Origin of the sequence: Oceanisphaera sp., assembly GCF_048268965.1 — a bacterium.
In the GTDB taxonomy this organism is placed as follows: Bacteria; Pseudomonadota; Gammaproteobacteria; order Enterobacterales; family Aeromonadaceae; genus Oceanimonas.
The window spans coordinates 148308-161096 of record NZ_JBLWUK010000001.1 but is presented as its reverse complement, the minus strand read 5'-3'; the positions used below and the strand labels follow the sequence as shown (position 1 = coordinate 161096).

Below are 12789 nucleotides of genomic sequence, written 5' to 3'. Positions count from 1 at the left end.
GACAGGAGACCCATGGAAAGGTTAACCGTTGATCTGGGTGAGCGCAGCTACCCCATTATTATTGCCGAACAACTGCTGGCGCAGGGCGACCTGCTGCGTAATGCGGTAAAGGGCAGCAAGGTATTGGTGGTCACCAACGAGGTGGTCGCGCCTTTGTATCTCAATACGCTGCTGGCCGCCCTGGCGCCGCTGCAGGTTGAGTCTTTGGTGCTGTCCGATGGCGAGCAGTTCAAGAATCTGGATACCTTTAACCAGATAATGGGTACCCTGCTGGCGGGCAATCATGGCCGAGACACCACCCTCATCGCCTTGGGGGGCGGCGTGATTGGCGATCTGACCGGCTTTGCCGCGGCTTGCTACCAGCGCGGGGTGCCGTTTATTCAGGTACCCACCACCTTGCTGGCTCAGGTTGACTCATCGGTCGGCGGCAAGACAGCGGTTAACCATCCCCTGGGTAAAAACATGATAGGGGCCTTCTATCAGCCGCAGCTGGTGCTGATAGACACCCTTTGTTTGCACACCCTGCCCGAGCGTGAGTTTGCGGCCGGCCTGGCCGAGGTCATTAAATATGGCATCATCTGGGACGCCGACTTTTTTGCCTGGTTAGAGCAAAATGTGTCACGGCTGCAGCAGCTGGACAGTGTCGCCTTGAGCTACGCCATCCGCCGTTGCTGCGAAATCAAAGCAGAGATGGTGGCTTGTGATGAGCGTGAGCACGGCGTGCGCGCCTTGCTTAACCTGGGCCATACCTTTGGTCATGCCATCGAGGCCGAAATGGGTTACGGTAACTGGCTGCACGGCGAAGCCGTGGCCGCCGGCACCATGCAAGCCTGCTATATGGCCAGGTTGCGTGGCGAGATGTCGGACGCCGATGTCTCCCGGGTTGAAAGCCTGCTGATCAAGGCGCATCTGCCGGTGCAGGGGCCTGATACCATGACGCTGAGTCAATACCTGCCGCACATGATGCGCGATAAAAAAGTGTTGGCTGGCCAGCTGCGGCTGGTGTTGCCCATGGGCATTGGCCGCGCGCAGGTCGTCAGTGATGTGACCGAACAACAGCTGGCTCAGGTGGTGTCGGAATCCACCCCGTGAGCCAAACGGTTAATCTGCCTTTTACTTCTCAGCAGCAGCTGCTGGCGCGGTTGCTGCACCTTTCCCGTCTCGATACCGATTTTATCCTTCTGACTGGTCCGCAAGGAGCAGGCAAGTCCCACCTGGGCAAGCTGTTGGTTGAGCAGTCCACCTTGATGCTGCCTGTCATGCTGGACGCGAAGGCGCTCGACAGTCATACCCGTTTTCGCGATGCCCTGTTTGGGCACTGGTTTCCCGATGCCATCTTCGATGCAGAAGACTCCCTCATCGACACCATGACGCGATTGTTGCCGGCCAGCCTGCATAAGCGCCTGCTGGTGGTGGACAATAGCGCCTGGTTAACCGATATTCAGCTGCAGGAACTGGTGCAGCTGTACGTCACCTTGCCTGCCGCCATTCGTCCATTTATGCTGCTCCTGGGAACGGCGGAATGGGCAGGGCAGGTTCGCCAGCAGCTGGATGATGCCATGCTGGCGAACCTGCTGGAGGTGGAAATACCGCCATTAACGGAGGCAGACAAGCGGCAATTATGGCAAGCGCTCGAGTTTCAGCCCTCTTTGGATGCCAGTCGGGATATCCAGTATCCTGGTGAGGTGATCGACACAATGGAGCCACAGATGAATACACAAGGTTATCGCCAGCTGTTAGAGCAAAAGTCGGTCAAAATATTGCTGACCACGCTAATCGTCGTGTTATTGCTCATTGTTATCGTCAGTCTGGTCGGTGGGCCCGACAAGACGGGAGCCGAGTTGACCCAGTCGAACCGCCAGGAGCAGGCCGCACTGCCGGCACCGATCCCGGACGGAGCCACTATATCAGGGGGGCAGTCAGCTGTGGCCTCGTCAGAAGCGGGGTCTGCTGTCGTGCAGGAGTGGCCAGCAGAAAGCTTGCCGGCAACGCCGGTCATCACCGCCACGGATACCCAGACTGCGGATGACAGTGATAAAGAGCGGGTGATCATAGAAGATGACGTGGTGACCCAGTTGATGCAGCGTGAATCACAGGCCCAGCAGCCCGCAGCACAGCCACAGCGGCCTGTTGAGGCGACGCCCCCCGAGCCCGCCACGCCAGTGACGGAGGCCACCGCGAATTTGGGGTCGGTAGAGAGCCTGATGCAGAAATCATCACAGCGTTACACGCTGCAGCTGATGGCCGGTCGTAACAGGAGTGTTCTGGAGGCCCTGGTGGCCAAGCACAACTTGAGCCCAGCCTGGATCTATCCTCGCAGTATTAACGGGCAACCCTGGTTCGTATTGGTGCAGGGCGACTACTTGTCGGCCGGCCTGGCGCGCAATGCCATCAGCGGCTTGGCGTCGGAGTTGCAGGCGGCCAAGCCCTGGCCCAAGCCGTTCTCCCAGGTGCAAAAAGAAGTCCAACCATAGCCATGACATCGGCTTACGGTTACAATGCGCGCCCTTTATCGGTTCGGCTTTAATGACAACAATGACTAAAACTCGGGCATTTTTAAAATGGGCAGGTGGAAAGTACGGCCTGGTAGAGAGTATTAATCAGCGTTTGCCCGAAGGTCGTGAGCTGGTAGAGCCCTTTATGGGGGCGGGATCGGTGTTTTTGAATTCCAACTTCGAGTCCTATTTGCTCGCCGACATTAACGCCGATCTGATTCATCTTTATCAGATACTCAAAACCAAGCCGGATCGGTTTATCCGTGAGGCGGCTGCCTTTTTTACCGCGGCCAATAACGATAAAGCTGCCTACTACGACCATAGGGTGGCCTTTAATCAGGAGCGGGATCGCTTTCGGCGCGCCTTGTTGTTCCTGTACCTGAACCGTCATGGTTACAACGGCCTGTGTCGTTATAACAAGAGCGGGGGCTTCAACGTGCCGTTTGGTGCCTATAAAAAGCCCTATTTTCCCGAGCGGGAGCTGTGGTTTTTTGCCGAAAAAGCCCAAAAAGCCACCTTCGTCTGCCAGGGGTACGATCAGATATTTGCGCAGGCCAAACCCGATCAGGTGTTTTACTGTGATCCGCCTTATGCTCCCCTGTCGACCACGGCCAGCTTTACCACCTATGCCGCCAACGGTTTTACTCTGGACGATCAGGCCATTCTCGCTCGCCTGGCCCGGGAAACCGCCGCCGCCGGCGTGCCGGTACTGGTCAGCAATCATGATATTCCACTGACCCGCGAATTGTATCGGGGAGCCGATCTGGAAGTGGTGTCCGTCAAGCGCACCATCAGCCGCCATGCCCATAATCGCAAGAAAGTCGATGAGCTGTTGGCGCTCTTTACCAAGGCGAGTCTGAGCGAGTCTTGCATGGTTACATCAGCACCAGCCGAACCACCTGCAGTAAAATAAGCACAAACAGCACAATGGCCGCCACGCCTATCAGCAGGTAGGGCCAGGGGCTGCCGCTAAACTGCAACTGCCGGTTCTTGTGCGACTGCACCCCAAACAAGGCTGCCGCCACCGCCTGTAGCCTGTGTTTCCAGTTCATGGTCAATCCTGATGTGCTGAATCCATACAACGAAGTAAAGCACAACCGGCAAACCCCGCCGGGCACAAAGCGCCTTTGTAGACACTGCTGTCGGCGCAGCTTCAGCTGCGCAATATCGCAGGGCGATATCCTGCAATGCCGCAACGCGGCATCTCAGCACCGATATTTCATGTCTCGTCGTATTACCAGATCCTGCTGCGCAGGATTTAGCAGCTAAAGCAGCGACTACATTCGTGCTGTATGCTGGCTGCCGTGCAATGCCGCAGCGCGGCATCTCAACATTTAGCGCTTGGCGCAGATCTGAGGTAGAATCGAACGGTTTTTTGCGTTTAAGGGAACCCCGATGACCGACTACCTGATTGCCCCCTCTATTCTGTCTGCCGACTTTGCCCGCTTGGGGGAAGAAGTAGACCGAGTGCTACAGGCGGGAGCCGACGTAGTGCACTTTGACGTAATGGATAACCATTATGTCCCCAACCTGACCATAGGGCCCATGGTGTGCAAGGCGTTGCGCGACTACGGCATTCAGGCCCCCATAGATGTGCATCTTATGGTGAAGCCCGTAGACAGCCTGGTACCGCAGTTTGCCGACGCCGGTGCCTCTATTATCACCTTTCACCCCGAAGCCTCCGATCATGTTGACCGCACCCTGAGTCTGATCAAGGAGCAGGGCTGTCAGGCCGGCCTGGTGTTCAATCCCGCCACGCCGCTCAGCCACCTCGATTACGTCATGGACAAGGTGGATGTCATCCTGCTGATGTCGGTCAACCCCGGCTTTGGTGGCCAGTCCTTTATTGACGGCACGCTCGACAAGTTGCGTGAGGCCCGCCGCCGCATCAACGACAGTGGCCGTGATATCCGCCTGGAAATTGATGGTGGCGTCAAGGTCGATAACATCCGCGCCATTGCCGAAGCCGGTGCCGATATGTTTGTGGCCGGCTCGGCCATCTTCAATCAGCCCGACTACAAGGCAGTCATCGACCAAATGCGCAGTGAACTGGCCCAAGCCAATGTGTAACATCGACTTGAGTCAGGTTCAGCTCATTCAGTTTGATCTGGACGGCACCCTCATCGACAGCGTGCCACAGCTGGGGCAGGCCGTTAATCAGATGCTGGTTGAATCCGGGCATCCGCCTGCCGATGAGCAGTTGGTGCGACACTGGGTGGGTAACGGTGCCGATATGCTGGTGCAGCGAGCCCTGACTCATGCTCTGGGTCGGGGGCCCAATGCTGCCGAGCAACAAGCCGCACGCCAGCTGTTCGACGCCGCCTACGAAGGGGTTGCCACCCATGAAACGGTGCTTTACCCCGGTGCCACCGACACGATTCGCCAGCTCTACCAGGCCGGCAAGACGCTGGCGCTGGTGACCAACAAGCCGTATCGCTTTGTGCCGGGTATTCTGGCGGCAACCGGCCTGGATGAGTATTTTTCACTGGTACTGGGTGGCGATAGTCTGGAGCAGAAAAAACCCCATCCAGCTCCTTTATTGCATGTGTGTACGACGCTCGACATAGCGCCGACGAACAGCATCATGGTGGGCGACTCCGAAAACGACGTCTTGTCCGCCAAGGCCGCAGGCATGGCGGTGGTGGGGCTGACTTATGGCTACAACTACGGCAAGGACATTGCCGATAGCCAGCCAGACTGGGTAATGAGCAACATCAGTGGCCTGCTTGAGCTACTGCTACCAATTGAACAAAAGGAACACCTCGATGGTTGAACAAGGGGCCAACACCACGGCCAAACCAATTGTATTCAGCGGCGCCCAGCCATCCGGGCAGCTGACTATCGGCAACTACATGGGCGCACTGCGTCAATGGGTGAAAATGCAACAGGATTATGACTGCCTGTACTGCATTGTCGACATGCACGCCATTACCGTGCGCCAGGATCCCAAGGCGCTGCGGGCTGCCTGCCTCGATGCTGCCGCCCTGTATATGGCCATAGGTCTGGATCCGGCCGAAAGTACTATTTTTATTCAATCTCACGTGCCAGAGCATGCCGAACTGGCCTGGGTCTTGAACTGTTATACCCAGTTTGGCGAACTGTCACGTATGACCCAGTTTAAAGACAAGTCCAGCCGTTATGCCGAAAACATCAACGCCGGTCTGTTTACCTACCCGGCGCTGATGGCGGCGGATATCTTGCTGTATCAAACCAGCCAGGTTCCCGTGGGCAACGATCAAAAGCAGCACCTGGAATTGTCCCGTGATGTGGCATATCGCTTTAACCAGTTGTATGGCGACGTGTTTACCGTGCCCGAACCCTTTATTCCAGCCGACGGCGCTCGCATCATGAGCCTGCAGGAGCCGACCAAGAAAATGTCGAAGTCGGACGATAACGTGAATAACTTTATCGGCTTGCTGGAAGACCCTAAAGTAATTGGCAAAAAGCTCAAGCGCGCCATGACCGACTCCGAAGATCCACCGGTCGTGCGATTCGACGTGGAAAACAAGCCGGGTGTCTCTAACCTGCTGACTCTGATGTCCGGTGCCAGTGGCCACAGCATTAAAGAGCTGGAGCAGCACTTTGAAGGCAAGATGTACGGTCACCTTAAAACCGAAACCGCCGATGCGGTACTGACCATGCTGGAGCCGATTCAGGCTCGCTTCCACGAGTTGCGCGCCGACGAGGCCGAGCTGGGCAAAGTGCTGACGCTGGGTGCCGATAAGGCACGCCAGAAAGCTGCGCAGACCCTGAAAAATGTATATGATGTGATTGGCTTTGTTCCCAGAAGTCGTTAACACCTAAGGGGCCGGCAGGCCCCTTTAACATTATCTATTTGGACTCATACCCTTTGATGAACGACAAACAACCCCTTGAAGGTGAACTCACCGACAAGTTGTACTGGTTGCGCAAGTTTCGCATGGCCAAAAATGAAAAAACCCTGGAGCTGATGGTATCCAAGGTCATTGATGATTATCACACCGACGCCGCCGTTGTCGCCGCTATTTATCTGGCCGAGTGTCAACGCGAACGCGAGCTTGCCCAGGGGCGCCTCCTCGGAAATTAACGTTTCTAGGCCAATCGCTATATTTATTTATCCTTTCAATTAATCGACTGTCAGCAGCCGATCGACTTCCTGTAGCTATCTGTAGGCACAGCTGAAGCAGTGCAATATTGCGCAGCGATATCCAGCCATGTCGTCGTTTCAGTTTTGCTGCGCAAAATCAGCCAGCTAAAGCAGACTTCTACAAGTGCGGTGGTATTTGTAAGCACGGTGACCGGATCTGGTTGAAAAGTGAACAGGTGCGACTCGGTTCGTCGCGCCGAGTGCAAGGTGACATGCTTGAAAACTTGTGTGGCAGATCCTGCTGCGCAGCACTTGGCAGCTAACGCCGCTACTACAGAATGGCACTTTATGCCGACACAGCGTTAACCGTGCAATATGGGTGTGTATTAAGCATTAAAAATTAAACATTGCCGTTTTCGGCTAAGCTTGAGTTCTGGTTAATAGCTGTCAGAATTCTAGTCTTAACGTCGTTTTTTACTCAGGGTTTCTAACATGCGCTTTTATAAAACGGGCCTGTCGCTGCTGGCCGCCATGGTGTTGTCAGCTTGCTCATCCAACACTGCACGAATTCCCACCCAAATTGAAGTGGCGCATGGCCCTACTCACATAGCGGGCGGCAATGCCCAGAGCGCTGACGATCTTACCGTGACCACACCGTACTTTGCCTTTGCCTTGTCGCAAGGCGAGCTGGTGGATCTGGCGATGATGGAAGACGGCGTATTCAGTAAAGACCTGATCAGGTCGGTTGATTTTGTGCCTGGTGAAGGGAAGCTGACGCTGGAAAAAACCGAAATCGTTACGCAAACCGCCAACGAACTGGTGATTGAAGTCACCCGCAGCTGGAACGGGCACCGCCTGTTAAGCCGTTACCAGGTCAACAAGGACTATCCCGGCATCAAGCTGACTACCCGGGTGCTGGATCCGGTAACAGACACCCTGTTTGCCGGCTATCGCCTGGAGCGTAACCAGCCTGTCAATCAGGATGTGGTCAGCTATAACGACATGACGCGCATGGTGCACAGCCATTGGACCTCGGGCCAGTTACAGAACAACCTCAGCGAATTATACGAAACCGACGATCTGCGCCGCTCCTATTCGGGTAAAGACAACGAATTTACTGCCTGGCTGAGCGCCGGGTCACTGGGGCGCCTGCACTCCGATACCCAGATGTACACCACCGCCAGTCCTCAGGCCGAACTGGGGTTGTTTGATCTTAAACCCGTCAGCGGTAACTTCGAAAACTACTTGTCGGTGATGCGCCAGCGCTGGAGCCGGGGAGAGCGGGTGTATCTGAACGCCGGGCCCATGCTGAAAGATGCCAGGCACAACAGCGGAAAAATCTACGCCTATACCCCCAAGGGGCGCATTACCGCCGACTTCGCTCGTGCCGCCGCTCGCGGCCACAGCTTTGTCAGCTTTGGCCCCGAGGTCTATCCCATTACCACCAACTTCGGGGGTGAAGCCACTCCCTATAACGAAACCCAGGTTGAGTTTCGCTCCGACATTGGCCTGGCAAAAGCCGAGGTGTGGCTGGATGGCAAACAGGTGGCCGGCTGGAAAATCAACGGTGCCAAGTGGTTTAGAACCGGTGTACCCGTGCCTCCCAACCGCACCTGGATGCAGTGGGTAGTTGAAGATCAGCAAGGCAATCGAGCCTATTCCAACCCGATCTGGATTAAATAAGCGCTGCGCGCAATGCTTAATTTTTAATGTTGAATAAAAAGCCGCTGCTGCGGCTTTTTTTATAGAAGCCTGCTGTAGGCGCTGCTTCAGCTGCGCAATGTGGCGAAGCCACATCTCAACACCGATATTTCATACCTCGCCGTATTATCTGAACCAATGCACCCATTCGGTGGCAAGGGGTGGAGCCTGTGCATCAGATCCTGCTGCGCAGGATTTAGCAGCTAAAGCAGCTACTACATCCGTGCCGTATGCTGGCTACAGTCTTGCTAATGATACTTGCTCTTATTAACACTACCTTATCCAAGTAAAATCAATAACTTATATTGAGTTTAGGTTTGTAAAAAAAGCGATTGTCGACTATGCTTATGGCCATTATTCAGAGGAGGAAGTTATGAAAGGCGATAAAAAAGTCATCGAGTACCTGAATCAGGTGCTGAGCATAGAGCTCACCTCCATCAATCAGTATTTTCTGCACGCCCGCATGTTTAAAAACTGGGGCCTGCACCAGTTAGACGAACGTGAATACAAGAAATCCATTAAAGACATGAAACAGGCCGACAAGCTGATAGAGCGAATCCTGTTTCTGGAAGGCCTGCCCAACCTGCAGCACCTGAACCGTCTGCGCATCGGTGAAAACACCGAAGAAATGCTGCAATGCGATAAACAGCAGGTAGAAGAGCAGCTGCAGGTGTTGAAGGATGCCATTACGTATTGCGAGTCGGTGCAGGAATACGTGTCTCGCGAGTTGTTAAGCGACATTGAAGAATACGAAGAAGCCCATCTCGACTGGATTGATAGCCAATTAGACCTGATTACTAGTGTCGGTCTGGAAAACTATCAGCAGTCGCAAATGTAAGGGAAGCCCAACATGAAAGGTAATGCAAAGGTAATAGCAGCATTGAACGAGCTGCTGGCGGGTGAACTGAGCGCCATGGATCAATACTTTATCCACTCTCGCATGTATGACGACTGGGGATTCAAAAAACTGTTCGAGCGTATCGATCACGAGTTTGAAGACGAAAAAGGCCATGCTTCGCAGTTGATCGAACGTATCCTGTTTTTGGGTGGCACCCCGGACATGGTGACGCGGGTACCGCTGAACATCGGCAAAGATGTGCCAGCCATGCTGAAAAGCGATCTGGATCTGGAATACAAGGTCATTGAAGATCTGCGCAACGTGATGGCCTTGTGCGAACAGGTACGCGACTATCAAACCCGCAAGATGTTGCAAGTCTTGCTGGAAGATACCGAAAACGACCACACCTACTGGCTGGAGCAACAGCTGGGGTTGATCGACCTGATTGGTCTGCCCAACTATCTGCAATCGCAGATGTAACCTGCTGTACTATGGGTCATCTTGAATAAAAAGCCGCCGCAGCGGCTTTTTTTATACCTGCGCTTTGTGCAATGCTTTGGCCTTTCATTCACCATTGCGCTCAGCGCCGGTCTGCTATGGGGCTAGTCCAGGGTATCCAGACTTTTCCGGTAGTGTTCGAAGGTTTTGACGACCGAGGCTTTGGCGCCGCCGGTCAGTTTGCTGACCAGCACGATGGCGATGGAGGCGAAGATGAAGCCGGGCACAATTTCATACAGGTCGAAAATGCCGCCGGTAAGCTGTTTCCAGATCACCACTGTGATGCCGCCAATCAGCACACCCGCCAGAGCGCCGTTGCGGTTCATGTTGCGCCAGTACAGGCTGAACAACAGGGCAGGACCAAAGGCGGCACCAAAGCCGGCCCAGGCGTAAGACACCAGCCCCAGTACGGTACTGTCCGGGTTCATCGCCAGCATCAGTGCCACCAGCGACAGGGCAACCACCGCAAAGCGACCTATGTTGACCAGGCTTCTGGCGCTGGTGTTGGGGAACATCTGTTTGTAGAAATCTTCGGCCAGCGCAGAAGATGACACCAGCAACTGGGAGTCGGCGGTACTCATGATGGCGGCAAGAATGGCGGCCAGCAGAATACCGGCAACCACAGGATGAAACACGGCGTTAACCAGCACCATGAAGATGGTTTCCGCATCGGCCAGTTCGCCACCCATATTGTTCTGCACATAGAGCAGACCGACCAGCCCGACCATAAGGGCGCCGGCCATGGACAGGAAGCTCCAGGTGACCGCGATGCGACGGGCGCTGGTGATGTCCCTGTTGCTGCGGGTGGCATTGAAGCGCGCCAGAATATGGGGCTGGCCAAAGTAGCCCAGCCCCCAGGCGGCCAGCGAAACAATGGCAATCACGGACAGCGGCTCGCCATCCATGTTGTGCCACAGGCTCAGCAGTTCGGGGTTAAGAGCGTGCAAATCGCTTTTCAGCTGGCCGAAACCGCCTTCCATCGCCGCAATCGGCACTATCATCAGGGCGGCGGCCATCATCAGGCCCTGCACCAGATCGGTCCAGGAGACCGCCAGAAAGCCGCCGAACATGGTGTAGGAGACTATGCAGAGGGTACCCAGCACCACGGCAATCTGGTAATCCAGGCCGAACACGGTTTCAAACAGCTTGCCACCGGCCACCAGGCCAGAGCTGGTATAGAACAAAAAGAACAGCAGTATCATCAGGGCAGAAATAATCTGCAGCAGCTTGGACTTGTCTTCGAAACGGCGAGACAGGTAGGCTGGTATCGTGATGGCGTTATCCACTTCCAGGGTGTAGGTGCGCAGGCGTTTGGCACAGAACAGCCAGTTGGCCCAGGTACCCAGCAACAGGCCGCCGGCCAGCCAGAAGGACTCGAAACCGGCGGCATAGGCGAAGCCGGGCAGCCCCAGCAGCAGCCAGCCACTCATGTCCGATGCACCGGCGGAGATGGCGGCGGGCCAGGGCCCCAGGGAACGGCCTCCCAGAAAGTAGTCGGCCGAGTTGGCGGTGCGTTTATAGGCGTAGTAGCCAATGGCCATCATGCCCACAAGATACACCAGAAAGGTGCCGGTAATCGCATAATTGGACTCAACCATTTTTTGTTACTCCTGTGAGGAACCCAGCCGGTAGCAAACGAGCATCATCTACCCAATTGTTCAAAGCATGGTTAAAGTTTGTTCGTTTAACAAATGCAGACGCAAGATTAACGGACTAAAGACGTTCCCGGTGTCGCTAATGAGGAAGATTGTTACCTTGTGGTAAAAATCATTTGCATTTTAGGTTGTTGTTACTTTCCAATGGTGTAATACAATGGATGCCATAAAAGTAGCGTCTGGTGCTTGCTTGAAACGCACCAAGCTTGTCATGCTGCTACTCCCTATTTTTACGACCCGTTATTTAACAGGAGCAAACAAATGGACATGATCAAAACTCGTGCTGCCGTCGCCTGGGAAGCTGGCAAACCGCTTTCTATTGAAGAAGTGGATCTCATGCCGCCACAAAAAGGCGAAGTGCTGGTACGCATTGTAGCCACTGGTGTGTGTCATACCGATGCCTTTACCCTGTCTGGTGACGATCCTGAAGGTATCTTCCCGGCCATTCTGGGCCACGAAGGTGGCGGTATTGTTGAGGCCGTCGGCGAAGGTGTGACCACGCTGGAAGTGGGCGATCATGTTATTCCGCTGTACACCGCCGAATGTGGCGAGTGCAAGTTCTGTACTTCTGGCAAAACCAACCTGTGCCAGGCCGTGCGCGTCACCCAGGGTCAGGGCTTGATGCCTGATGGCACCACCCGTTTCTTTAAAGACGGCAAGCCTATTTTCCACTACATGGGTTGCTCCACCTTTGCCGAGCGCACCGTAGTACCAGAAATTGCGCTGGCCAAAATCAGCAAAGAAGCCCCGCTGGAAAAAGTCTGTCTGCTGGGTTGTGGTGTCACCACCGGCATGGGCGCGGTTAAGAATACCGCCAATGTACAAGAAGGCGATACCGTTGCGGTATTTGGCCTGGGTGGCATCGGTCTGGCCGTGATCATCGGCGCCGTTATGGCCAAAGCCAGCCGTATCATTGCCATCGATATCAATGAAGATAAATTTGAAATCGCCAAGCAGCTGGGTGCTACCGATTGCATCAACCCCAACAACTTCGACAAGCCCATTCAGGATGTCATCGTTGAGATGACAGATGGCGGCGTCGATTTCTCTTTCGAGTGTATCGGCAGCGTTAAAGTCATGCGTTCCGCACTGGAAGCCTGTCATAAAGGGTGGGGCGAGTCGGTCATTATCGGTGTAGCCGGAGCCGGCCAGGAAATCTCTACCCGTCCGTTCCAGCTGGTAACCGGTCGCGTATGGAAAGGTTCTGCCTTTGGTGGCGTAAAAGGCCGCTCTCAGCTGCCAGGTATTGTTGAACAGTACCTGAACGGCGAGTTCGAGCTGGACACCTTTATCACCCACACCATGGGTCTGGAAGACATCAACCACGCCTTCGATCTGATGCACGAAGGCAAGTCGATCCGTTCCGTGATCCATTACGACAAGTAACATAGACAAAGCCTTAAGCCGCAAGCTGTAAGCGAACAGCTAGAGAGAAAGACCTGCAGCGGTGTCGATGTTTATATATGGCACGAATGTAGGCACTGCTTTAGCTGTGCAATCCGGCGCAGCCGGATCGGGTTAATGTGTTTATCTGAC

Annotated in this window: 13 protein-coding genes; 11 read left to right on the top strand and 2 right to left on the bottom strand. The window is 54.8% G+C overall.

Annotated features, from left to right (window positions below):
* The first annotated feature begins 12 nt into the window (after positions 1-12).
* The 3 genes from aroB to ACN0VL_RS00705 all read left to right on the top strand — a co-directional run bounded on the left by aroB (position 13) and on the right by ACN0VL_RS00705 (position 3408).
* Positions 13-1092, top strand: coding sequence for a 3-dehydroquinate synthase (gene aroB / locus ACN0VL_RS00715; RefSeq protein WP_417614134.1), 1080 nt, complete (start codon positions 13-15; stop codon positions 1090-1092).
* Positions 1089-2474, top strand: a complete 1386-nt coding sequence (locus ACN0VL_RS00710; RefSeq protein WP_417614132.1) for an SPOR domain-containing protein — start codon at positions 1089-1091, stop codon at positions 2472-2474. Before aroB ends, ACN0VL_RS00710 begins: the two co-directional genes overlap by 4 nt.
* Before the next feature lie 61 nt (positions 2475-2535).
* Entirely contained in the window at positions 2536-3408 is an 873-nt protein-coding gene (locus ACN0VL_RS00705) for a Dam family site-specific DNA-(adenine-N6)-methyltransferase (protein ID WP_417614130.1), read from the top strand.
* On the opposite strand, the gene ACN0VL_RS00700 is transcribed toward ACN0VL_RS00705, so the two are convergent.
* Positions 3371-3547, bottom strand: a complete 177-nt coding sequence (locus ACN0VL_RS00700; RefSeq protein ID WP_417614128.1) for a DUF2970 domain-containing protein — start codon at positions 3545-3547, stop codon at positions 3371-3373. The genes ACN0VL_RS00705 and ACN0VL_RS00700 overlap by 38 nt on opposite strands.
* A gap of 343 nt (positions 3548-3890) precedes the next feature.
* Between ACN0VL_RS00700 and rpe the strand changes: the two genes are divergently transcribed.
* The 7 genes from rpe (at position 3891) to bfr (ACN0VL_RS00665) (ending at position 9580) form a co-directional block, all read left to right on the top strand.
* Positions 3891-4565, top strand: coding sequence for a ribulose-phosphate 3-epimerase (rpe, locus tag ACN0VL_RS00695; RefSeq protein WP_417614126.1), 675 nt, complete (start codon positions 3891-3893; stop codon positions 4563-4565).
* Positions 4558-5268: a phosphoglycolate phosphatase gene (locus ACN0VL_RS00690; protein WP_417614124.1), complete on the top strand. Its 711-nt coding sequence runs from the start codon at positions 4558-4560 to the stop codon at positions 5266-5268. The genes rpe and ACN0VL_RS00690 overlap by 8 nt, the downstream gene beginning before the upstream one ends.
* Complete coding sequence (gene trpS / locus ACN0VL_RS00685; protein WP_417614122.1) at positions 5261-6292, top strand: tryptophan--tRNA ligase; 1032 nt, start codon at positions 5261-5263, stop codon at positions 6290-6292. Before ACN0VL_RS00690 ends, trpS begins: the two co-directional genes overlap by 8 nt.
* Positions 6293-6348: 56 nt before the next feature.
* Positions 6349-6561: a hypothetical protein gene (locus ACN0VL_RS00680; protein WP_417614120.1), complete on the top strand. Its 213-nt coding sequence runs from the start codon at positions 6349-6351 to the stop codon at positions 6559-6561.
* Between the two features lie 492 nt (positions 6562-7053).
* On the top strand, positions 7054-8244 hold the full coding sequence (locus tag ACN0VL_RS00675) for a hypothetical protein (protein WP_417614118.1): 1191 nt from the start codon (positions 7054-7056) through the stop codon (positions 8242-8244).
* A 391-nt stretch (positions 8245-8635) separates the two neighbouring features.
* Positions 8636-9100: a bacterioferritin gene (bfr, locus tag ACN0VL_RS00670; RefSeq protein WP_417614116.1), complete on the top strand. Its 465-nt coding sequence runs from the start codon at positions 8636-8638 to the stop codon at positions 9098-9100.
* Between the two features lie 12 nt (positions 9101-9112).
* The gene (bfr, locus tag ACN0VL_RS00665) at positions 9113-9580 is read left to right on the top strand and encodes a bacterioferritin (RefSeq protein ID WP_417614114.1); all 468 of its coding nucleotides are present in this window, start codon (positions 9113-9115) and stop codon (positions 9578-9580) included.
* A gap of 122 nt (positions 9581-9702) precedes the next feature.
* On the opposite strand, the gene putP is transcribed toward bfr (ACN0VL_RS00665), so the two are convergent.
* Complete coding sequence (putP, locus tag ACN0VL_RS00660) at positions 9703-11196, bottom strand: sodium/proline symporter PutP (protein WP_417614112.1); 1494 nt, start codon at positions 11194-11196, stop codon at positions 9703-9705.
* A gap of 324 nt (positions 11197-11520) precedes the next feature.
* Here putP and ACN0VL_RS00655 point away from each other — a divergent pair, with 324 nt between their 5' ends.
* Positions 11521-12639, top strand: a complete 1119-nt coding sequence (locus tag ACN0VL_RS00655) for an S-(hydroxymethyl)glutathione dehydrogenase/class III alcohol dehydrogenase (protein ID WP_417614315.1) — start codon at positions 11521-11523, stop codon at positions 12637-12639.
* Positions 12640-12789: the final 150 nt, after the last annotated feature.